The sequence below is a fragment of the Anaerosinus sp. genome (assembly GCF_965318445.1).
Map to the genome: position 1 here is coordinate 258,956 of NZ_CBDNNH010000018.1, position 23,996 is coordinate 282,951.

At 36.3% G+C, this 23,996-nt stretch carries 20 protein-coding genes; all 20 read right to left on the reverse strand.

The features are described from left to right. Positions 1–52 precede the first annotated feature (52 nt). A complete protein-coding gene (locus ACWZFG_RS09420; RefSeq protein WP_177503801.1) occupies positions 53–856 on the reverse strand; it encodes an LpxI family protein in 804 nt (267 codons plus the stop codon). Between the two features lie 27 nt (positions 857–883). Then, positions 884–1,702 carry an acyl-ACP--UDP-N-acetylglucosamine O-acyltransferase gene (gene lpxA / locus ACWZFG_RS09425; protein ID WP_177503800.1) on the reverse strand — a complete coding sequence of 273 codons (819 nt, stop codon included), beginning with the start codon at positions 1,700–1,702 and terminating at the stop codon, positions 884–886. Positions 1,703–1,885: 183 nt separating this feature from the next. Further along, positions 1,886–2,326, reverse strand: a complete 441-nt coding sequence (gene fabZ / locus ACWZFG_RS09430; RefSeq protein WP_177503798.1) for a 3-hydroxyacyl-ACP dehydratase FabZ — start codon at positions 2,324–2,326, stop codon at positions 1,886–1,888. A 14-nt stretch (positions 2,327–2,340) separates the two neighbouring features. After that, positions 2,341–3,165, reverse strand: coding sequence for a UDP-3-O-acyl-N-acetylglucosamine deacetylase (gene lpxC, locus ACWZFG_RS09435; RefSeq protein ID WP_177503797.1), 825 nt, complete (start codon positions 3,163–3,165; stop codon positions 2,341–2,343). A 123-nt stretch (positions 3,166–3,288) separates the two neighbouring features. Continuing rightward, the gene (locus tag ACWZFG_RS09440) at positions 3,289–4,032 is read right to left on the reverse strand and encodes an amino acid ABC transporter ATP-binding protein (RefSeq protein WP_177503796.1); all 744 of its coding nucleotides are present in this window, start codon (positions 4,030–4,032) and stop codon (positions 3,289–3,291) included. Between the two features lie 13 nt (positions 4,033–4,045). Next, positions 4,046–6,322: a hypothetical protein gene (locus ACWZFG_RS09445; protein WP_455577520.1), complete on the reverse strand. Its 2,277-nt coding sequence runs from the start codon at positions 6,320–6,322 to the stop codon at positions 4,046–4,048. Positions 6,323–6,590: 268 nt separating this feature from the next. Continuing rightward, positions 6,591–7,487 carry a lysophospholipid acyltransferase family protein gene (locus tag ACWZFG_RS09450; protein WP_455577521.1) on the reverse strand — a complete coding sequence of 299 codons (897 nt, stop codon included), beginning with the start codon at positions 7,485–7,487 and terminating at the stop codon, positions 6,591–6,593. A gap of 79 nt (positions 7,488–7,566) precedes the next feature. After that, positions 7,567–8,589: a UDP-3-O-(3-hydroxymyristoyl)glucosamine N-acyltransferase gene (gene lpxD, locus ACWZFG_RS09455; RefSeq protein ID WP_455577522.1), complete on the reverse strand. Its 1,023-nt coding sequence runs from the start codon at positions 8,587–8,589 to the stop codon at positions 7,567–7,569. Between the two features lie 15 nt (positions 8,590–8,604). Next, positions 8,605–9,030 carry an OmpH family outer membrane protein gene (locus ACWZFG_RS09460; RefSeq protein ID WP_177503788.1) on the reverse strand — a complete coding sequence of 142 codons (426 nt, stop codon included), beginning with the start codon at positions 9,028–9,030 and terminating at the stop codon, positions 8,605–8,607. A gap of 63 nt (positions 9,031–9,093) precedes the next feature. Beyond that, positions 9,094–10,053 (reverse strand): hypothetical protein, encoded by a 960-nt coding sequence (locus ACWZFG_RS09465; protein WP_455577523.1) that lies wholly within the window; start codon positions 10,051–10,053, stop codon positions 9,094–9,096. 81 nt (positions 10,054–10,134) lie between these two features. Then, a complete protein-coding gene (locus ACWZFG_RS09470) occupies positions 10,135–10,602 on the reverse strand; it encodes an OmpH family outer membrane protein (RefSeq protein WP_177503785.1) in 468 nt (155 codons plus the stop codon). Positions 10,603–10,750: 148 nt separating this feature from the next. Next, positions 10,751–12,007 carry a hypothetical protein gene (locus ACWZFG_RS09475; RefSeq protein ID WP_455577524.1) on the reverse strand — a complete coding sequence of 419 codons (1,257 nt, stop codon included), beginning with the start codon at positions 12,005–12,007 and terminating at the stop codon, positions 10,751–10,753. Between the two features lie 84 nt (positions 12,008–12,091). Continuing rightward, positions 12,092–13,870 carry a BamA/OMP85 family outer membrane protein gene (locus ACWZFG_RS09480; RefSeq protein WP_455577525.1) on the reverse strand — a complete coding sequence of 593 codons (1,779 nt, stop codon included), beginning with the start codon at positions 13,868–13,870 and terminating at the stop codon, positions 12,092–12,094. 21 nt (positions 13,871–13,891) lie between these two features. After that, positions 13,892–14,482 carry a hypothetical protein gene (locus ACWZFG_RS09485; RefSeq protein ID WP_177503780.1) on the reverse strand — a complete coding sequence of 197 codons (591 nt, stop codon included), beginning with the start codon at positions 14,480–14,482 and terminating at the stop codon, positions 13,892–13,894. 163 nt (positions 14,483–14,645) lie between these two features. Beyond that, positions 14,646–15,287 (reverse strand): sigma-70 family RNA polymerase sigma factor, encoded by a 642-nt coding sequence (locus tag ACWZFG_RS09490; RefSeq protein WP_177503778.1) that lies wholly within the window; start codon positions 15,285–15,287, stop codon positions 14,646–14,648. A 16-nt stretch (positions 15,288–15,303) separates the two neighbouring features. Next, a complete protein-coding gene (locus ACWZFG_RS09495; RefSeq protein WP_455577526.1) occupies positions 15,304–19,578 on the reverse strand; it encodes a translocation/assembly module TamB domain-containing protein in 4,275 nt (1,424 codons plus the stop codon). A 202-nt stretch (positions 19,579–19,780) separates the two neighbouring features. Beyond that, positions 19,781–21,070 (reverse strand): TolC family protein, encoded by a 1,290-nt coding sequence (locus tag ACWZFG_RS09500; protein ID WP_177503767.1) that lies wholly within the window; start codon positions 21,068–21,070, stop codon positions 19,781–19,783. 104 nt (positions 21,071–21,174) lie between these two features. Beyond that, positions 21,175–22,446 carry an MlaD family protein gene (locus ACWZFG_RS09505; protein ID WP_177503765.1) on the reverse strand — a complete coding sequence of 424 codons (1,272 nt, stop codon included), beginning with the start codon at positions 22,444–22,446 and terminating at the stop codon, positions 21,175–21,177. After that, the gene (locus tag ACWZFG_RS09510; protein WP_177503763.1) at positions 22,430–23,194 is read right to left on the reverse strand and encodes an ABC transporter ATP-binding protein; all 765 of its coding nucleotides are present in this window, start codon (positions 23,192–23,194) and stop codon (positions 22,430–22,432) included. Before ACWZFG_RS09510 ends, ACWZFG_RS09505 begins: the two co-directional genes overlap by 17 nt. Positions 23,195–23,204: 10 nt before the next feature. After that, a complete protein-coding gene (locus ACWZFG_RS09515; RefSeq protein ID WP_177503761.1) occupies positions 23,205–23,978 on the reverse strand; it encodes an MlaE family ABC transporter permease in 774 nt (257 codons plus the stop codon). Positions 23,979–23,996 lie beyond the last annotated feature (18 nt).

Sequence of the window (23,996 nt, forward strand, 5' to 3'; positions counted from 1 at the left end):
AGCGCAAAAGGACGCTACGCTTTTAGCATCCTTCGCGCCCTATTATCATTATTTACATCGCTAGAATTGTTATTCCATTTTCATCCGCAAATTGAATAACTTTTTCTCTATCTACAACAAGTGTTCTCCCAGCCTCTATTACAAGTGCTACAGCTTTCGCCTCGCACATAGATTTCAATGTATCAAGACCAATCGCTGGAACATCAAAACGATTGTCTTGTTTTGGTTTTGCAACTTTAGCTACAGTTACTTTGCCGCGTCCTAATTGCCCACCACGTTTAATACATTCATCCGTGCCTTCAATTGCCTCCACTGCCATAACAGCCAAATCTTTAACAACAACTGTTTGTCCAATGTCTAATCCGCCAATGGCCTTTGCCATTTTAAAGCCAAATTGCATATCATCTTTTTCTGCTTGCGTAGGCTCACGTTTTGTCAACACTCCTGGCGCTGGCATTAAAAACCGAATAAGCGCAGTTTGATCGAACGCTGTCATTCCTTCTGCTGCTAATTCACGAACAAACGCTAACATTAATGTATCATCACTATTGTCAGGTAAAGAAGACAATAATTTTTGCATACGTGCATCCAAGATAACTTTACCATTAAACATCAATTCTTTCGTTACCTTGCCAATCATCGTAACTTTTTCAACTTGGTTTTCTTTTAAAAAAGCAAAGATTCTCTCAAGATCGCCAACCTGAATTTGTGCAAATGTATCTGAAACTTGAGCTAGTCTTGCATCTACGCCCTCTACTAGCCCTACTGCGACTATCGAAAACCCCATTTTACGCGCCGCACAAGCAATTTCTACTGGCAACTTGCCAATGCCTGCTAGTAAACCTATTTTCTCCACATTCCTATCCTCCGAATAAAACAGTTTTTATTCGCCAACTTCTTTACGTCCACGGCAAATTCCCCGTTCAGCATTACGCAAGAATCTTAAAAAATGATCCACTTCCGAGCAAGAATCCACTTCCTGTTCAATCATAGCAATCGCTTGCGCTAAGCTTAATCCCGAACGATACAATAATTTATAAGCTTTTTTTATGCTGCGCCTTGATGCAATCGGAATACCCGCCCTTGACATACCAACGCTGTTTAATCCCGAAACCTTTGCCGGATGTCCATCAACGATTGTATAAGGTACAACATCCTGCACTACTTTCGATGCCCCACCAATCATCGCATTTCGTCCAACTTTTACAAACTGATGTACACCAGTCAGTCCACCGATAACAGCGCGATCTTCTACGATTACATGTCCCGCAAGTGTAGCTGCGTTTGACATAATTACATTGTTGCCAACGACACAATTATGCGCAACATGCGTATAAGCCATCATTAGACAGCTGCTGCCAATTCGCGTTTCTTCACCTTCACCAGTTGCACGGTTTACCGTTGCACATTCGCGAATTTTTGTATTATCACCAATAAATACATAAGATTTTTCACCAGCAAATTTCAAATCTTGTGGTTCTGCACCAATTGACGCACCTGGGAAAATAACGCAATTTTTGCCGATGCTTGTCCACCCATCTATTACAACATGAGCCCCTATCTTTGTTCCATCGTCAATAACGACATTTTCTCCAATTACTGCGTACGGTCCAATTTCAACATCCTTGCCAATACGCGCCATTGGATGAACTACGGCAGCTTCATGTATCTTATGCAATGCGATAACCTTTTCTGCTTTCATCACCATGTCACTCCTTCTTAAAATAGTATGTGAACGTCTAACGTATCATTTTCTTTAACGTTTATATAGTCCAGTTAGTCAGTCTAAATTAAACATCCAATAAACCGGCTTAATTCGTCATTTTTGCGAATAATTTCTATTATTGCTAACGTTTTCACCAAAAATCCACCAAATATCTTGAATTTATTTCTTTTCTGGGGCTTTTAATGCAAAAGTAAATTCTCCTTCTGCTACCAATTGTTCCTCTACATAAGCTTGGCAAAAAATCTTTCCAATAGAGCCACGCACTTTTATCAATTCAGCCACCATACGTAATTGATCTCCTGGAATCGCAGGTTTTCTAAATTTCACGCGCTCCATAGCTCCAAAATAAGCAATTTTTCCGCGATTCTCTTCTGGATAAAGCATTGCCACTCCACCAACTTGCGCCATTGCTTCCAGAATAAGTACTCCCGGCATGACCGGCTGCCCCGGAAAATGCCCTTGGAAATGAGCTTCAGTCATTGTAACATTTTTAATGCCTACAGCCCTTTTCATCGGCTCTAATTCAATAATTCTATCCACTAATAAAAATGGATAACGATGTGGTAAAATTTCTTGTATTTCTGTTACATTTAACACCATTTAAAATCCTCTCCTTACTCCACGAAACCTTTTATTTTTCTTGCCAATGATGTATTAAGCGCGTGACTTGACTTCACTGCAATGATATGCCCACGTATATTTCCAGCTAAACGCATATCCCCAACAACATCTAAGACTTTATGGCGAACCAACTCATCTTCATATCTAAGTGGATTTAACGCTTTTACCTCATCATATACAATGACATTTTCAATAGAACCACCTAAACCTAACCCCATCTTTTGCAATGCTTCAATTTCCTTTGTAAAGGCAATTGTACGTGCTGGTGCAATTTCCTTAGTAAAAGTCTCCGCGTTGATCTCAATATCGCAATACTGTACACCCAACATCGGATGTGGATTTACTGAAGTAAATGAAATTCTAAAACCATCATAAGGAATAACCGTAATAAATTTATCTTTTTCACGTGCTGTATACACTTTATCAATTACAATAACCTGACGCTTGGCCTCTTGCTCTACAAGTCCTACATCTTTAATTAAATTAACAAAAACAATCGCACTTCCATCCGCGACCGGTGGTTCTGGTGCATTCATTTCTATATAGCAGTTGTCCAACTGCATTGCATTGCATGCCGCCAACAAATGTTCCACCGTAAAAACTTTTGCCTCGCCATTTTCCAACGTTGTTGCTCGCATTGTAGCAGTAACATTGTCAGAAATAGCAGCAACTTGTGGACATCCTGGCAAATCTACGCGAACGAAAACAATTCCCGTATTTGCAGGCGCTGGTTTTATTGTAACCGTCACTTCACATCCCGAGTGCAAACCAATACCTGTATATGTCGCATTCTTTGCAATCGTAGTTTGATACTGCATAAAAAAATCCTCCTGACATGATAACCTTTGTTTATTCTACAAAATATTAGCGACTACTGCAAGCTTTACCTTGAAAAATGAATAAAAATACGTAAATATTCTAAATAAAACCAATCATTAGCTTTAAATTGTATTCATTTGATAATCAATGAGATCTTTGTATGTTTTCCCTATTGTCGACTGTGGATTCGCGAAAATCTCAATAGGTTTTCCACTCTCTACAATCTTTCCTTTATTCATGAGAAGAATGCGATCGGCCACTTTTAATGCAAAAGACAATTCATGCGTTACTACGAGCATTGTACTGGCTCTATATTTTGCCAGTTCTTCCATGATAACTAAAACTTCCCGAACTAAAATTGGATCAAGCGAGGCGGTGGGTTCATCCCATAAAATTAATTCCGGTTCAAAGGCTAAGGCCCTAGCGATTGCGACGCGCTGCTGCTGCCCACCTGATAGCTCTCTCGGTTTATAATTCATATATCTTCCCAGCCCCACTTTTTCTAGAATTGCAACAGCACGTTTTTTTGCCTCATCATAAGAAACCCGCCCCATTACTAATCCTAGCATCACATTTTCCAGTGCAGTAAGCCTAGCAATCAAATTAAAATGCTGAAAAACATATCCAATTCGTTTTCGCATTGCCAATAATTCATTTTTATGCAACCCCGTAATATCTATGCCATCGAAAAAAACAGTGCCAAAATCAGGTTCAACAAGACGATTGATCATTCGGATTGTTGTAGACTTTCCACACCCAGACGGCCCCATAATCACAACCGTTTCTCCTTTGTCCGCATGTAATGCTAAGTGATCAACAGCCCTAACATCACCAAAGTCTTTTGTTAAATCTTTGATTTCCAGCAAAAAATCATCCCCTCTATTTGAATAACAATCTTCGTCGATTCAATTTTTGTAATAACCCTGGTCTTGCATTTGGAATAACAATTTCTCGCATGATTTCATCAAAGCTCATCCCTAGGGATTCTGCTGCTAGTATTTCCTCTCGTTCTATTGGACTGATTTTTTCACTATAAAAATCCATAAATGTACCTAACAAAGCACCAATGATTGGAATCATATAAAATGGAACATACGGGATTCCACCACCTGCTAATAAAAATATCGTACTTAGCAGAATTGCACCTATAGCCATTCCATAAATTTTATCAGCCGTGAAGAACCCATTTTTTTTATCATCTATTCGCATCTTTAGCGCTGCCATGATAGAGGTATGATCTAGCGCCAGTAAAACCAATGTCAATACAAGCGCTGTAAGCCCGGCTAAGACTGCTTGAACTTCATTTAAGACTTGGTATACCTGCAAATAAATATTTGGCTCTATAACGCCTAAATCAGCTTGTAATACACCAACACTTTCATGACCTACCGCCTGAATAACGATTGGCTTTAAATCTGTTAATGCAATGTTACGATCTAAAAGGAATTGTAATCTTTGCCCCAAAGAAAAATGCCCCGCCATTAATTTATCCAATAACTTAACAGAAGCATAAATTTCTTCATCTTTCATATTGGGAATTGATGCCGCCATATAGCGCAATTCTGTTGCTGCTTGCTTTAAATCAGCTTCGGCAATATCCGTAAGTTTTGTTTCTAAGTTCACCAAATTATTTTCAGCCGAACTATGGTTAATGCTTTTTAATATTTCGGTAATACCTTTCCCTTCTTGTGTTAATCCATTAAGAACGCTTTGTGCCTTTACTGCATCATCATGCATTTCATCCATGCCAGTTAACAATTGCTGAAAATTTTCCAATTTATTTTGTGTTACCTCCAATGCTTGTATGGATGAGGTAACGTCGGCATTAAAAATTTGAATCAATTTTAACCCTGTATGCAATGTTTTAATAGAGTTTATGGAGCTTTCCAATTGATTCTTTACGCCTTTCACATCAATAGAACTAATATCAATCGTGGTTTTATTTAATATGGCTACTGCATCATTCATTCTATTCAATGTTTTTTCTAAACGCTGGCTATTGTTATTATATCCGTCAATCGCCTGCCGCACTGTTTTACTGACCTGCACAGTATCTTTTGCTAGATCAGGAACTTTTTCAAATAATCCAGCTGCTTTTTCAATTGCATTTGCTAATCTTATCCGAGGATTTTGATATTCAACTTTCCCTACAAAGCCTTGTACCTTTTCCCCTTCTATTTTATAAATTCGATGATCCTTTATTTTTTCAGAATCGCCTTGCGTAATTACGGCCTGTGCTGTACCATCATTATTTAATTCTTCTACAATTGCAATAACATTACCTCGCAAAAAATCATCGCCAATTTGCGGTTCACGAATCGAAGTCCCTTGCAGAAGCATCAAATCACCTTTGCGAATTTTGCCTGACTCCTCAGGATAGATCGTAATCTTCGTCATATAAGCAAGAAAAAACTTTCTCATTTCCTGCATCGTGCTTACAGCATAGGCCATCTCATCTGCTTTTTCATCAATAGAAACATAATAAAGCATCGTAGGATGTAATTTTTCTGTTATATCATCGACGATAATCCCTGCCAAACGAACTGGATTTTCGGCTTCTGCCCCTGCCGGGAAATTAACTTCTAGTACTTGATAAGAATTTAATTCATTCTCCACCTGCTCAGTTGCCGCCGCAATTTTATCAACACCTTCTAAGACAATCCCAATCGATGCCCCAAGTCGATAGACAAAAGTAACACCATCAATTGCCTCAAATCGTTTCATCATCATATCTACAGCCCCATTGGGAACCCCACGAATGCTTAGGCGTGGCTCAGTTATAATACTTACACCCGTAACTCCATAAATCGCTGAAAATAAACGATCAATATTTTCATAAATTTCTTTCGTTTTGCCTCCTGGAGGCAATGCGATGAAAAAATTGGCCTTTCCTCCGATCGATGGTGCCTCTTTAAATTTTGATCCAGGAAAATTTGTCTCCAGCATCTGTTGCATTTGTATTTTCCCTTCTTCTCTACTCTCTTCTCTAACTTGAACAAGCAAATCGTATTCTCCATAGTCCCCGGTTAAACTTGTCAGTGTTTCCTGAAAGTAAAGATTAGCACCCAAAGATATTCCTTTAGCAACTAAAGCACTTAATAATATGCTAACTAACAATAAGATAAATATATCGTTACGAAAAAAATTATTTTTCATCCCCAGCACTCCATTTCCAAATCAAAACAAGATAATTTTACTTCATTATAGTTTTGATAAATCTGCTGGATTCGATACACAATATTTACACGATTTAAAAAATAAAAAATACCAATCCATATTTTAAGTGGATTGATATTTTTTTAGCCGACGGCTAACCTGCTCTAAGATTCCCAACTTCTATAGTAGGAGTATACTCCAGAGCACAGGCGAGCGGCTAAGCCCTTGGATAAGGTCGGCTAAGATTTAGGTGGAGTGAAAACTCCATCTAAATCAAGTCTACTTTATTTTTTAACGTTTCTTCAGTATATTTCCAGCGATTATGAAGCCAGAACCATTCTTCAGGATGTTTCCGAATATGATTTTCAATAATTGTATTCAATAACTGTATCGTCCTTATTATGTCTTTAGTTTTATCATTTGTTTCTTCTACGTAAACAGGTTTCTGACAAGTTATCGTATAATATCCATCTTTATCTTCCGTAATAAAAGTTGGTACAATCGGTGCTTTTTTCATTCTCGCCAAAAAAGCTGTCCCCTGTGGGCAAGATGCCTCTCGATGAAAAAACGGCAGAATAACGCCATCTTCTGCAGCATCTTGATCCATTAATATTCCAATGATCATTCCTTGCCCCATTAATCGAATCATTTCCCTGACACCGCTCTTATATGTAACATGCATCCCCGACAATGTACGATATTCGTTAATAAACCTATCCATTGCCAAATTCGCCTGTTTCTGTGCAACTCCAACTAACGGATATCCACTCGCGGCTAATGCTGCTCCAAGCATTTCCCAGTTTCCACTATGTGAAGTAGCTAAAACTACACCATTCCCATGAATTAAAGCCTTGTCCATATTTTCTATCCCGATAAAGCGAACACGTTGCTTAATTTCCTTTGGTAAAATTGGAATTGCCAAAACATCCATAATCATTCTGCCAAATCGCGTCCAACTTGCCTTTGCAATGGTTTGCGTTTCTTGCGGAGTTGTATTAAGTGACAATTGAATATTTCTCATTGCCATCATCTTTCGTTTTCTAGGTACAAGTAGCCATGTAAAATTCCCGATTAAATTTCCGATCCACATTCGCAGCTTTAACGGCAAAACGCAAACAAATTTACTTAGAATTATCATTACTCCATACATGATATCACCACACATTTCTCAATAAGCAAATGAATAATAAAGGAGGCACTGCATTCTTTGATTTTTTAAACCAGCCGAAATCAGTGCCCTCTGTTTATTTATTTTTTTCTAATTCAGCCAAACGTTTTTCTAATTCACGCATTTTTTTCATCATATTGGGAGCCTTATGCAAACTTGCCTGCACTCTTAACCACTCTTTATGCGGACGTGCTGGAAAACCAGCATAAAAAGATCCTGATGGAACGTTGTTTATCGGCGCTGTACGCGCTGCAAAAGTACAATTGTCACCAATTTCAATATGTCCCACACAACCACATTGTCCGGCAAAAGTTACATGATGTCCAACTTTCGTACTCCCCGCAATTCCCGTTTGTGCTACAATTAATCCACCTTCACCAATTTCTACATTGTGCCCAAGATGAACTAAGTTATCCACTTTAGTTCCTCGTTTTACTCGCGTAGATCCAGTAGTCGCACGATCAATGCCAACATTTGCACCAATTTCAACATCATCTTCTAAAACTACATTTCCCACCTGAGGCACTTTGTTATGCGTACCATTTTGCGTGACAAAACCAAATCCGTCACTACCAATTACAGCCCCACTATGAATGATATCTCTTTTCCCAACTTCGCAAAACTCACGAATTGTTACATTAGGATAAATTGTACTTGATTCACCAACTCTAGCACCTTGTCCAACATATACATAAGGATAAAGCACTGCATTATCTTCAATCACTGCATCATCATCAATCACTACATATGGCATAATCGCAACATTTTTACCGATTTTTACATTATCTCTAACGATTACGGTAGAATGAACTTCCCTCTTAATCTTTAACGGAGGAGTAAACAATTCCAATAATTTTGTAAAAGCAACGCGTGGATTCTCTACCTGAATTGCAGGCTTAGCAAATACGGTAATATACTTAGGAATAATTACTGCACCTGCATTACACCCCTCAGCTTCCTGTAAATGCGGCTCTACAGCAAAGGTAATATCTGTTAAACCGGCCTGCTCAATACTCGTTGCTCCAGTAAATTTTACTTCGCTCTCACCTAATATATTGCCGTCTACTAATGCAGCAATTTCTCTTAACGTTTTTTCCAAGAGTACAACCTCCTGTTACTGTAATTTTTTCACGACATCATCTGTGATATCAATTCCGCCATGTACTACCGCGTCTTTGTATAACACTGTAGAAATACTCTTTTCTTTTGCAACAGCAGAAATCGCTTCATTTACGGCATTTAAAATATCTTTTTGATAAGATTCTTGTAACGTATTAAACTCCGTACGAAGTGCTACATAACGTTTTTGATAATCTTCTGGGCTAAGGTTAGCCTTTTCTTGCTCAAGTTGCGTAGACAACTCTTTTGCTTTTTCATCTAATTTTGCTTGTAAATCCTTTTGCATTTCTTGAATTTTTGGGGTATCGGAAATTTTACTGCCATCAACGACACCGACTTTTTCATTTGAACATCCCCCAATAAAAACAGCCATAATAACAACTGTAACCAATAATAATAAACGTTTTAAATGTAACTTCATTATTCCATCTCCATTTCCATCCATAAAAAATTTATTTATATTTAATTATTATATACGGTTTATTTATTTGTTAAACCCTTGAATTACCAAATCAGTAATATCCAATCCATTAATATTAACTTTCACCTTATTAATAACCACTGATAAATTATTTTCTAAGGCAACTTTAGCAACAAGACTTGTCGCTTCATCAAGAATTTCATTCTGAATTTTTTGTAATTCAACTTCTTTGTCTGCAACTTGCTGTTTTAATTCTGCAATTTGAGCAACGCTTTCATTTCCTTGATTCTCCACATTATTGTTGCGGTCATTTAAGTCTGCTGTTTTTTGACTGCTAAATTCTTTATTTTCTTTTTCAACTTGCTGCGCAAAAAGGTTAAACTCTTCTGTTGCTTTCAGTTGCTCAGCCTTCATCTGTTCCCCAAGCTGACTTAAATACTGCTGCTGTTTTTCATGGATTTTCTTATTTCGAGCCTCTTGCAACTCATTAATCTTTGCTTGCATCTGATTAAAAGCATCTTCCGTCATCTGCAAAGTTTTCATTTTTAACTTTAAATTAAAAATTTCAGGCATATATTCTTCATCAATAACCGCTACATCTTTGTTCATTTGCTCATTAAAATTCTGCCGCAATTCATCTTCTTTTTTTTGTAGCTTTTCATTAAGTTCTGCATGTTTAGCAATAAGCCGCTGTTGTCCAAGTTGATTTTGCGACGATAAAATTGCTTTCTCATCAACTGCAATAGAATTCGGCATAGCTTGATGATTGATAAAATTCAACTTATTATCAATTTCTGCCTTAAGTGTATTTAGCTCTTTTTGCAACTCTATAGTTTGACCATATTTCGGGTGAGCTTTAAGGACTTGACTCATATCAATAACACCAATATCAGTCTGATTCTCAACCGCTTTCACATCAGGCTTTGTCGAATTCTTATTCGATTGTAAGGATACAGCATAACCTACTACCCCAAAAGCAACTATAGCAATTAAAGCAACGATCATCCATTTACGCTTTTCCATCTGCCCACCCTTTCTAATAAATTGCCGAGCGAGGTCTCCCCAGCTCGGCATAAACTCTAAATTTTATTTTATTACCATTAATTATTTAGAAAACTTTTTTACAACTTCATCTGTAATATCTTGTCCACCATAAACAACAGTGTTTTTATCTAAAACAACAGATAATCCTTTAGCTTCAGCAACTGCTTTGATTGCTGCATCTACTTTATCAAAAATAGGAGCAATCAATTCTCTTTCTTTATTCGCCAAACGTTGTTGTGTTTGTTGATAATAGGCTTGTTTTTCTTGGTCATTCATATTTGCAGATTTTGTTTCAAAATCTTTTTTTGCTTGTTCAACTTCAGCTTCCATTGCAGTTTTAGCAGCTGCCATGTCAGGATGCTGGGACACAAGTAGTTGATGATTTACTACACCAACATTCGAAGAATTACCTGCTGCGGCAAATCCTACAGAAGACTGAGATACTGCAAGAGCAACCACACTAAAAACAAAAACCAAAGCAATACCGATGCTAATAAATTTAATCTGTTTTTTCTCAAATTTAATCATTCTAAGATTCTCCTCCTGCCCTTCAAGGCATAAAATATGAAATTTAAATTGCTTTGCCAATAGGCCAAAAGCATAATTTATTATATCAAACCCGTTTTCATTATACAAGAAAGTTTATCTACGGTTCTAAGAATACATAATGTTATTTTTATAAAACTCCAATTAGCCTAAGCCATTTTTCATCGTCATTAATTACATATTCCACATCAAAAAAATCATGCAAATGATATCTGAGCCCAAACTCAGTAAATTGGATGCTTGGCACATGTTCTACTCTAGCTGAGAATCGATCACTGAGTATCTGATTCGCCAAAAGAATTCCTCTACGCTCATCAATATCATATTTAAATCCAATTTTAGTTTTTGACGTAAGGCTATGCAAAATACCTGGGTAAAAATCCCATTCCATTTGATGCGGGAAAAAATCCATTTCTAAAAACAACTCATTTTCTTTGTCTAACATTCTTCCTGCATGCGCTTTAATAGAGGTATTGCGTTCCTCCTTGCCAACATCTAAATATCCTTCAACTGTTAAAATATACTCACTGCTGTCCATCGTATACAAAACTTGCGTTTGATGATCAGCAACCATTTCAACCGCTGATTTGACTTTATACTTTTGTAAATTTTTATTATCAAAAGTAACTGAATTTAATTTATCAATAAAATAGCTTTGATGTCGTTGAACAAACCTTACCGGTAAACCAACTAAACCTTCAAGTTGCTTATTTAATTCTGGACGAAACATTAGCCTGATCGTATTCGGAATTGTACCAGACTTTATTTGTAAATTGGTCTCTCGGATCAATTGTCCTTTAGGATATAAATCAACTTTTATATCCACTCTATTGTTTTCATCAGCAACAAGAGTAAAAGATGCATTAAACTCTGGAATACGACTAGATAAAAATTCATTTAACCCTGTCCTTAATATCCCATTTACCCATTCTACTGCGTCAATAGGTAACTCTTGCAATACATTCAAAAAGATTTTCTCAATTCCTTGTATATCTTGCATAATTAACGGTTTAATATCTTCACTTACTCCATTTATTTCAACATCAACATTAACATTATGAATCACATTATGCCAAGGAAATACCATGACTTTTATCACTGTATGATTACCAATTTCCAAATTGACTTTTTGTACAGAGTAGCCAATCAAAATTCGATTAAAAACATCCTGTATTAAAACTTCATAACCTAATTTATTATTTGCAATTTCCTCTACTCTATGTCCATTTAATACATTGTCCCCAATAGTATAAACACTAGCTTGCATTCGTCTAGCAATTTTATCTGAAATAGGATGCTCTTCTTGTAAGGGTATAACCTGTACTTCGATTGTCTCTATAACACTTGCACTATCAGCAGCTGACACAACGGCAACTGCTGATAGCATGATAAAACAAACATATAAAATTCGGGCTATTATTTTCCTTACAATTATGATCACCCCATGATAATTATACTAGAAAGCATTTACCTAGAAATTACCCCCAAAAGTAAAGTGTGTTTTACCACCATCTTCACCTCGTCCATAATCAAGGCGAATTGGTCCAATTGGAGTTTCAACCTGTATCCCTACACCAACACTGGCATGCATATCAGAGAAATCGTATTTATTTTCCCAAGCACCACCAAAATCAGTAAATACGGCAGCCTGTATTTTATTCACAACCGGGAATCGATATTCAACACTTCCTAAAAGCATATATTTCCCTTCAAACTGTCTATCTTCATAGCCACGCAAAGTACTCTGTCCACCAACAGAGAAGAGCGCGCTTTCCGGCATCGACCCATCGGCTAAACCAATAGTTCCACGTGTAGCAATAACATGGTTTCGACCAACTTTAAAGTAGTGACGATCTTCAAACGTATATTTATTATAATCAAAATCACCGCCAAGCCAGCCAGCAAACTCAGCTTGCAAAGAGGCTCTGGCACCATCTGTTGGATTATACACATTATCACGTGTATCTGTAACGTGTCCTAAAATAATACTACGCGTATTACCAAAGTTATCATCTAAATAGTTCGGATATAAGGTTGCATCATCGTAATGTCTACCGTCAACCCATTCAACATAAGCATCATCACGATATCTAAGTGTTACACTGTTTGTTGAATATTCACTCATTGGACGACTAAAGAACAAATCAATTCCTTTATAGTTTTTATCATACGTTGCAACTTTCTCGCCGCCATTATCGTAATCATCAAACTCTTTTGTCATATCATAAATTCTAATTCCAGCACTCGTTTCCTTTTTGTCAATCCATGGACGCGTATAACTAAATTCATAGTTGTCATAACTATCTGCATCACCGCCAAACTCCCAATGGATTTTCGCGTTATCACCAGTGCCGCGGAAGTTAGTATCCCCGACTTCAATAATCCCAATTAAACCATCACTTTGACTGTAACCGCCACCAATTGCAAAAGTTCCTGTACGGCGCTCCACAACATCGGTTTCCAGTACTACAGCATTTGGTTCAACACCAGGATTAATTTTCATATTTACATCATCAAAAAATCCTAAATTGTAAACACGTTGCATACTACGGCGAGCATCTTTTGCATTAAAAGGTTCACCTGGCTTTAAACGCATTTCTCGTGTAATAACATAATCTTTTGTTTTTTCATTTCCTTTAACAGCAAATCCCTCTAAGATTCCTTCGTTAATTGATAATGTTAAAACACCGTCTTTACTCATATCAACATTGCTTACCTTGCTAAAAATATAACCTTCCTCACGATAAGCTTGTTCAAGCTCACGGATGTTTTCATGTAAAGTTTTTGTATTTAAAGTTTTGCCTGGTTCAACTTTAATGAAACTTAAAATTTTGCTTTCATCAAACTTAACATTCCCCGTAATCACAACACGATCTAATATAGGATTCTCCATTGCTGTATAAACAACTTTTACACCTTCTGGAACTCTAACAAAATCAGTTGATACATCAATAAAATTCCCTGTATCATAAAGTGCTTTCATATCATTTTTTACAGCTTCCTCAGTTAGTGAATCGCCAACTTTCGTATTCAATAACTCCATTAGCCCTACAGAATCTTCGCTATTTACACCTTGAATAATTACACTTGTAACTGGTTTGCCAATCAATTCATTTGCTGCTGGAGCCTGAGCTTCATTTCCAACCTGAGGGTTAGATTCAGCAAACGTTATAGGTAAATTTACAGTTACAAAACTTGTCGTTAGCATCAAGGCGCATAAAATACATCTATGATTTAATTTAATTTTCATACATAACCTCCTAAACTTCTCTTATTCTCCACGTAAAGATTTTCCAGCCGCACTAATCAATTCTTGCATTTCACGCGGTTGCAGCCGTACTGGCTGTTCTGATACCGAAACCTTTGCCTCAGCTTTAGGTATAGTTTCTTCAACAACTACCCTTTGCTTCATCGGCATTTTTTTAGCCGATTCAATTTCATTATGTTGCCCCGCTAAATCAGGTCCTCCAGAATCAAACGACGAAGTTTCCTGTATTTTAGGTACAACTTGTCCATTTAAAGGGACTTCTTCCGACAGTGTCGACCTATAGTTCGGCACTATTTTCTGTGACTCATTAGACAGTTTCTGTTGAGTCCCAATAAATCCACCAAAACCAGATACTATCCCAAAACTTATAAGCCCTATTAAAAGTATACTGCGAATCAGCAGACCTCGATAATTTATTCTTCTATCTTTGCTTTCACTCTTAACTTCCTTCGCATGAGTAATCTCTGCTTGCGCTAACATTAGATTTAACTCTGCGCGAATATCTCTATCTTTTTCAAGAGATTCTTCGGCTTTGCCTAACCAATGTCTAGCAGAACAAAGATGACCTTTTAACTTCTTTTTTAAATCAGTCATACCTCATCCCCGCCCTCTTTACGCACTACATAAAATACAATCAATATAAGGACAGTCTTTTCCACTCATAAATTCGTGAAAAAAGAACAGAAAATAGGTCAAATTTAAACATTTTAATTAAATATCATTTAAAAATAACCTATTTACATCATTTATCTTCAATTTACCAATGCTGCATAAACTTTGATAGCATTCCACGAATTCGACGTATCCCTTGTTTTTGCAAACGATAAATATGAGTAGTACTTAGCTCCATATTTTGGGCAATTGTCTTCGTTTCCTGTTCTTTAAGATAAACACTATCAATGACAAGCTGTTCTTTTTGCGGCAAGCGGCTCACAGCACTTTTTATCTGCTCCATAAGAACATGATCTTCAACTTGCTCACAGACTGGCAAAGCATCATCAACTAAAGACTCCCTCCAGTCCAAAACACAATCCTCATTATACATTGGATTGTCAATATAAGTCAAATTACGCTTATATTCCTTCTGAATAAAATTCAACATTCTTCCACGAATACGATGCGTAGCATATAAGCTAAATGCTACGCCTCGCTCATATTCATAGCGTTCTACCGCCTCAATCAACCCAACAGTTCCTTCCTGAATAACATCCATCAGAAGGCTGTCATTTAAATGCAGTTGTGTAACTACTTTAAATATCAAAGGCTGATAAGAAGATATTAATAATTCACGTGATGACAAATCATTTTTCTGCTTATAGCTCTTCCAAAGTTCTAGTTCTTCCTCTTGTTCTAATAGCCGTATTTTATTTAATTCCTCTAAATAATTACGTAAATCCATCTTCTCATCCATTCCGCTAGAATTTAAATCTAGCCTCAATACCAAATCGTTTATTATTATCTTGATCAATATCACTTGTAAAACTAATGCTATTACTAAAATCATACCTTATACCAAAGTAATAGTCTTCATGATCAATTCCTGTAGTATATTTTAGCATCATTTTATCTGTAACATATTTACCTATTTCTAAATTATACACTTCACGATTATAATTACTTCCATTTTCAGTATACGATAAAGTATCCCTAACAACATTAAACTCATCTACACCTAATGCACTCTTTGCAATGTTCTCTAACTCACTAAAAAAGCTTGCACTTAGACCTAGATTAACAATTGCATTCAACTCGTCTTTACCAATTCCAGATTCCTCTTTGCTGTCATAAGCACTTCTTAAAGTAAGCAGCGATAAGATTTCTTGTTCACTTAACTCTGGATTAGAATATAATTTGACCTGCATATTTGAAACAGGACCATCTATATCCAAATAAATTTTTGTTCGTTGCAATTGCGTATCAGAGCTTAGCCTAATACTTGGGATAAAGGAACCCGCTTGATTAAATAGCACGGTGCCTTCACGAATTTTAAACGAAGTCTTTAAATAGTTTACATTGCCTCGAATTGCAGAAAATTCCCCCGATGCCCGTGGATGCTGCGTTGATCCACTAAAATTAGCATGTCCTTCAACTAAAATATCATATAACATTGAGTTATAAAGACGAACTTTTTTACCTGCATTAACAGTAACATCCAATTTCACATTAGGAAAACCATCTTCTGTATCCGGAAGCATCGGTATATCAACTGTACAATTTGCTAAATCGACGTTTCCGACAACTTTAGGAACTCCTTTATCATCCTCTAATGATAGCAAACCATTCAATGGACCCGTATAATACTTATTCACAATGTCTAAATCATTTAAATTTAGAGTGAGGGAATAATCTTTTAGCCCGTTAGCACCAATAAAAGCGCGTCCACGCAATTGATAAGATCCATCTCCCATAACGCCATCAAAAGTTTGTACATCTATTCTATCATTTAGAAATTGAATATCAACCGCCATTTTTTGGATTGGTTTCCCCAAATGTTTCAATTTTAGAGTCCCATCATTCACGGTAATGTTTCCATTAATTAACGGTTGCAATAAGCTTCCTGTGATAACTAAATTTCCATTTGTATTTCCCCTGCCCCATTCTATTTCTTTCGTCAAAAACGGTAAAATACTTAAATCGGCCTGATCTAATGAAACTTTCAAATTCATTTGCTCTTTTACATCAACATTATCTGTTTTTGTTAATGCCGCCAATGGGACAATACCATACGCACTAGCTTTATATTCGCCTTTCGTCAACAATATCTGCTGAACATCAATAATTCCTTCATTTAGCGTACACATACCGTATAAAGAATCAAAAGTCGCTCCACCAATTCCTCCACCTTTAATCTCCATAGATAAATTTGCTTTCGGTGATGAAGCAGTACCAAATACTTGGCTGCCAAAATCCAATGTTCCTTTTGTATCAATATCCAGATCCATTAGATCTGTTAATAAAGCAGCGTGTATAGACTGCCCTGCAACTTCAAAGTTAAGGTCACCATCTAGATCTGCTGTCCCTTTTGCGACAAGAATCCCGTGTCCTTGTTTTGCATAAAACTTTTCAATATTAATGACTCTTCCATCAACAAAAACATCTAAGGAGACATCATCTAGTGGATATTTCTTTAAAAATCCATTTTCAATTGTTCCATTGATTCTGACTTTCGGTTTTTCAGTACTTCCTTCTAGATGGATGTCACCATTTAATTTCCCGAAAAGCCAATCTTGTTTTACATTTAAAATTTCTAACAGACCAGCAACATCAGAGTTTTTTACAACCAAATCCCCACGGACCCTTTTGGTTGATAAATTAAAGTTTGCGGATAAATCAAAACTTCCATCTCCTTGCATGAAGTTAAAGGAGTCCAGTTCGATTTCATCATTTGCATAACGTATTTTTCCGTTTATGTTTCGCAATTCATTTTGATTAAAAACAGTGCGATCTGCCGTTAAAGTTCCATAAAAATTAGGATTATCTACATGACCTTTTAACTTACCAACAAATTTTGCTTTTCCTTCTGCCTTATATGGTAAGTTTAATTTAAGCTGAACTAAATCAATATCATCAGCAATAATATCAAAATCTAGCGCATTACCGGCTGAAATCAATCCACTTATTTTTACATTCAAGTTTGGTGAACTTATTGAGAAATCTTCAATAGAAGTTACCCCATCTTTACGTTTATACTTACCGTGCGCCTCACGCAACAGCATTCCCCTGTAACTTCCATCATTAAAGAAAATATTTCCTTCCGCATCAATATTCTCTAACGTTCCACGCAAAACAACTGTATTATCAACATTTCCAGTTAAATCCTCTCCCGGCAATAAGAGTTTTATTAGATTTTCTGCTCTAGCCTGAGTTGAAACAACCGTCAAATTCAAAGGATTCTCATTTTTTAAACCAATACTCCCTTGAACTTTATGTGTACTTATTCCATCTATCATTTCAATATTTTTTATATTTATCGTTTCAAAGTCACTTTCCAAGATTCCCGTCAATTTCTGATATGGCTGATAAAGTATACTTCCATTTTCAGCTAAAACATTTACAAAAACTGTAGGGGCCTCAAGTGTTCCTCTTATATTTCCATGAAAAGATGCATTACCACTCAAATCAAATTCTGATCTATTTTGCAAAAATTGTGCTAAAGCTACATTATTTCCTTGCATAACAAGATTAATATTTTGCTCATTGATTTGCCCTGTTAATGTCACTTGCCCTTGTGGCAAATTTACATTTACATAATCTACGGCGATATAATTAGCATCTTTATAAAATCCAGCATCAACGCCAGTAAAATTAACACCTGCATACGAACCATCATGAACAGTCGTTTTGCCAGATACAATTACATTATTTAGATCATTTAATCCCTGTCCCTTTGCCCTAACGTCAAGATCCATATAACCTGATAATCCTTGATTATATTCTGGCAACAAATCGAGATTTATATTTTCCCCCATCAACGTTATTCCATATTTTTCTGTTTTTGTATTGAACTCGCCTTGTATGTTCGCCTTTCCCTCACACAAATCTGTAGTTAATGAATCAATATATAAAACATCATTACCAAATCGCAAATCTGCTACAACGTTATGAGCAATATACTCTTGATAGATGAGTTCTTCTGATGAAAAATTGCCCGTGATGAGAGGTTCTTTAAAATTTCCCTGAATATTTGCAACAAAATTAAACGTCCCTTTAACGGGGAAATTTTCAAGCACTTTAGTAACATCAAACGATTTAGAACTTAATTCTAGATTAAGCATCGGCTCAATCATATTCAGATCTGTAGTTCCTTTTAGTACAATTGGCTGCTTAGCGATCTGTCCACGGCTAAAAATTCTTATTTCGGACTCATTGAATAAAACGAATCCATCAATATGATCAACCTCCGTTTTCTCAACAGTTAAACTTATGCCTAACAATAATGCTTCGCCATTAACCTTCAGATTTCCATTATCATCACTTGTTACCGTCGCTTTAAAAGAAGTCAACTTCCCACTATTAACCTGAATTGCAAACTCTTCCGGCAAAAATTCTAAGTAGTTATCCAGTGTAAAATTATTAGCTTCTACACTCACTGCTTTGTTTTTTCCACCCCATACTCCATTGAATTTGATATCTCCATCTGCTTGTTTAGCTATAATATCAAAATGAATGGATGGCTGATTAGCTAAATCTAGACTACCGCTGATATCCTCTAGCTTCAATCTTTTTTTATCGATTTCCACGTTAATTATCGCCTGACTAAACTTAACTTTCCCATAAAAATCAAGCTCACTTTTCTCGTCACTATTCATAAAGTCCATGTAATTCCACTCTTGATTATTGCGACGAACTAAATTGACTTCTGGGGAATCAATTTCTACTTGACTAATACTCTTAACTACAGATTCTCCCATAAGTATTGCTAAGGGACTAAAAGAAACCTCTATTCTCCCACTTTCCAAAATAGCAGTGCCCATTTTATCTTGTATTGTAACATTCGTTAAAGCAAGCGTCGTCGGCGAGTCTACAATAACTGACGCTATATCCACCTGCGTATCTAATGTTTTCGTTATTTCTCCAGCTATTACATTTGCAGCCGAAGTCGTAAAAGCCTGGCTTTTTATATACCAAAAACAAGCTCCTATGGTTAAAGCAATTACCAATAAAACTGCAACGAATAACCTTTGCCTCATAATTTCTCCTCCATCGTCACTACTGTTAATAATACAAGATTCTACACAGCAATAGAGACTTCCTGTAGAGAATTTTCCCATCTAAAAATCATAGGGATATTGTTTAACAATATCCCTATCTCAACTTTACACATCCATGAAAATAAAGAAAAACTTGGATTCAGATGAAATTGCAACTTCATCTGAATCCTAATTTTCTAAATTAAATTCCAACACCCATTGCTTTATCTAGACTTGCCTTGCTTGTATTGTAATCATACAAAGATACAATGTAGTTTGTTCTTGCAGAAGTTAATGCCACTTGTGCATCAATTACATCAAGGTTTGTACCTACACCTGCACTGTAGCGGACTTGTGCAATTTTAAAATCTTCTTCAGCTTTTTCTACACTTACTTGATTTGTTTGAATACGTTTTTCAGCTTCTCGCATATTTAAATACGCTTGACGCACTTCTAGCTGAATTGCATCTTTTTTCTGTTGTTCTTGCTCCATTGTTTTCATTACTGCAGCTTCTGCTTGTTTAATTTGTGAACGAGTAACATTGCTGTCAAAAACATTCCAGCTCGTTGTTACCCCAACGCTCCAACCATTGTCGTCATCACCAGGAAATTTATCACTAAGCCAAGATTGTTCAGCTCCCAAATAAACATTTGGCCGTCCGCCAGCTTTAGCCACATTTAATTGTTCTTGCGCCATTGCAATATTCTTTTCTGCCATAATTCCATCAGGACGATGTGTTAATGCATAAGCAATGCTATCTTCTAAAGATAAATCATTCTCTGTATATTGCAATTTATCGCTAATATTCACTATCGTATCCAACTCTAAACCAACAATATTATTAAAGTTAGACATCGCTAAATCATAATTATTTTGATATACAATAAGATTTTGTTGTGCATCTGCCAATTCAACTTCAGAACGCAATACATCGGATTTTGCAACAGTTCCTACCGCATACTGTGCATTAACATTTTTTAAATGACCGTTCAAACTGTTTACAGACTCTTGCCCAACTTGTACTAAATTTGCTGTTTTTAAAATATTAAAATATGCTGTTGTCGTGTCTAGCTTTACCTGTTGCTTAGTATTTTCTAAAGATAACTCTGCTGATTCTGCTCCAATCTCAGCTTTATTGATCGTTCCCTCTAAAGCCCCACCAGTATACACTGGCAATTGAGCTTTAATCTGATTTTTAAAAGAGTTCCCAATTACAGAACCCTGAGAAGAACTGGTTTTTGCACGGCCATCTGTGTGTATATACCCTAAACTAAACCCTTTATTCCCTTTCGCTTCTTCCACTGCCCATTTTGCACTATCCACTTCAGTACCAGATATTTTTATGGACTTATTATTATTAAGTGCCATATTAATACTTTCTTCTAATGTTAAATCTATTGCATTAGCCCATACCGATGTACTTGCAAGCGTAAATATTCCCCCTGCTAATACCACCGCTAAATGTTTTTTCCAATTATATTTTTTTGACACGCTAGTTTTCCTCCTTAAACTAAACACTGACTATTCAGTCATGTTCTGTTTTCCATTATATGATTTTTTTTAGTTTTCTGTCAATCGAATAGATTTCCAATTTCTTAGAAAGTTTTTCGCAAACCGACAAACGTTTCTCGTTCTTCACTTTTATTAATATTATCGGTTTGACTGACTAAAAAAGTATTGGGTGCAAATTCATACTGAGCCCTTAGTTTTACACGAAAATCATTCGGGTCATATGCATCTACAGAGAATTTAACATCTTCCCCCAGTTTTGTATCGATTCCGATACCAGCTTTGCTTTCTATTAAACCAACTCTACCTGTAAATTTATCATTCCCTGACCCAATTTGCAAGTTTGTTTTATTCTCTTCTCCAATATCACTAACCCCTAATAGAAGAAAGCTATTTGGATTTGTAAAAATCTTAAAATCTGCATTGCTTAAATAACGTCCTTCACCTCCATGATAAAGCAGCTCTGCCCCAAACTCGGTTTTAATATTTGAAACCCGCGTCATCATTTTATCAGCTTTTTCACTAACATTTCTAGCATTTTGTAATGTCACTTTAATATTTTCTGCCGTTTTAGGGTCGGTCACTACGCCTTCTAGTGAAGCAGCCATATGCTCTACCCGCTTACTTGTCACATTCAAATTCGCAATCGCTTCCCTCAGGTCAGCAGTAGTCTGTCCATTGTTATCGAAATCGGTAATCATGGCATCTACTCTTGCAGAAGCATTTAACATATTCGCACTCATCAATTTCAAATTATTGACCATCACACGAATATCTCCTTCATTATCAACCGCCATCCTAGCTAAAACAAGACTCATCTTATTCAAATTAGCCGTTAATTCCTTGATATTAATTGCAGATTCAATAAATGACTGCTGCACTCTTTCATCACCAAAAATTGTGTTAAGCGAGGACAATAGCGTTTCCATATCCGCCATAACAAGATCAGCTCTAGTAATTAAATCGTCTAAACTTTTTTGCGATTTCCCTTCTACAACGTCATTGGGCTTCAAAAAATTTTCCGCCTCACTATTCGGTAAAATGCTAATAAACTTTTCTCCCATGAAGCCATCTGTACTAACAACGAAAATAGATCCTTGAGGAATCTTCACGTTTTTATTAATCATTAAATGAGCTTTTGCTCCATCAATGACAGGCTCCACTCCAGTAATTTTTCCAACTTCAACTCCCGCATAACGAACCATATTCCCAGCTTTTAATCCATCTACATGAGCAAAAACAGCTTCTATATTATAGCCCTTTTCTTCCCAGCTGGCACCACTTAAATGAACAATAATAAAAACTAATACAGCTAATGCGCCTAGCGAAAAAGAACCTACTTTAGCTTCTGTTGTCATTTCCTCTATCACCTCCTGTAAATCGTTTCGATCCATGAATAAAATTTTGTACAATGGGATTTTTTAGATTTTGTATCATTTCAACATCTCCAATTGCAATAATTTCTCCTTCATGAATCATCGCAATTCGATCGGCAATTGCAAAGGCACTATTCATGTGATGCGTAACAACAATCGAAGTAACACCCAATTTTTGCTGCATATGGTAAATCAGTTCATCGATTTTCGCACTCATTATCGGATCCAATCCCGCGCTAGGTTCATCATAAAGCAAAATATCTGGTTTAAATGCGATAGCTCTAGCTAGACTAACACGTTTTTTCATTCCACCCGACAACTCATTTGGCATCATATTTTCAAAACCTGCTAAATCAACCATCCGCAAATTTTCTTGTACAATCTCTTTGATTTCTGCTTCTGACAAGGTTGTATGCTCCCTCAGTCCAAAGGCAACGTTATCTCCTATTGTCATAGAGTCAAACAGTGCTGAATATTGAAAAACCATTCCCATATTCAAACGAACTTCATTCAATTCTTTTTCTGGAAGATTACTAATTTCCTTATTTTTAATCCAGATTTCTCCATCATCTGGTTTTAATAGGCCAATAATCAAACGCAATAATGTACTCTTTCCAGAGCCACTAGCTCCAATAATTGCCAATGTTTCCCCCTTTGTAATTTCCAGATTAATATTTTTTAAAATTCTACGCTGTTGAAAGCTCTTATTTACACCCTTTAATTCAATCATTTCACTACTCCTAACGATATAAAATCAATGATAAAAAACAATTAGAAATAAAGATTGTAATAATTGAACCCACAACCGACCCAGTCGTTGCTTTACCAACACCAACAGCTCCATTTGGTGCATTCAAGCCTTTGTAACATCCAATAATTGCAATTACAGCGCCAAAAAATACCGACTTAATCAATCCACCAGTAATATCATAAGGAACAGTAAAATTTTGTATGGATTGGGTATACGTTATTGAGTTGATTCCCGCATATAAAGTTGCTACAAGATATCCACCAAAACTACCAATTACATTAGCAAAAATAGTCAATAACGGAATCATGATCATACAAGCCAAAAGCCTAGGAACGACCAAATAAGCTATAGGGTTTGTTGCCATTACTCTTAATGCATCAATCTGCTCCGTCACTTTCATTGAGCTGATTTCTGCAGTAATTGCTGCACCAACGCGCCCAGCCGCAACCACACCTGTTAAAACAGGAGCTAATTCACGTCCCATCGCAATTGCAACAATTCCACCTACTGTAGACTGTGCACCAAATTTAATAAATTCAGTTGCTGTTTGGAGTGTAATTACCATTCCTGTAAATAGAATCGTTAATGTAACAATCGGTAATGTATCTACTCCCAAATGCGCCATTTGCTCTAAAACATGTTTAAATTTCGGAGGCTTTTTAAATTGACATATCGTTTCATAACCAAGCATTAGTACAGAACCAAAGCCTTCAATAAGTTTTAAAACCTCTCGTCCAATCCTTTCCAGAAAGGCTATCACCATCTATCCCCGCTCTCTTAT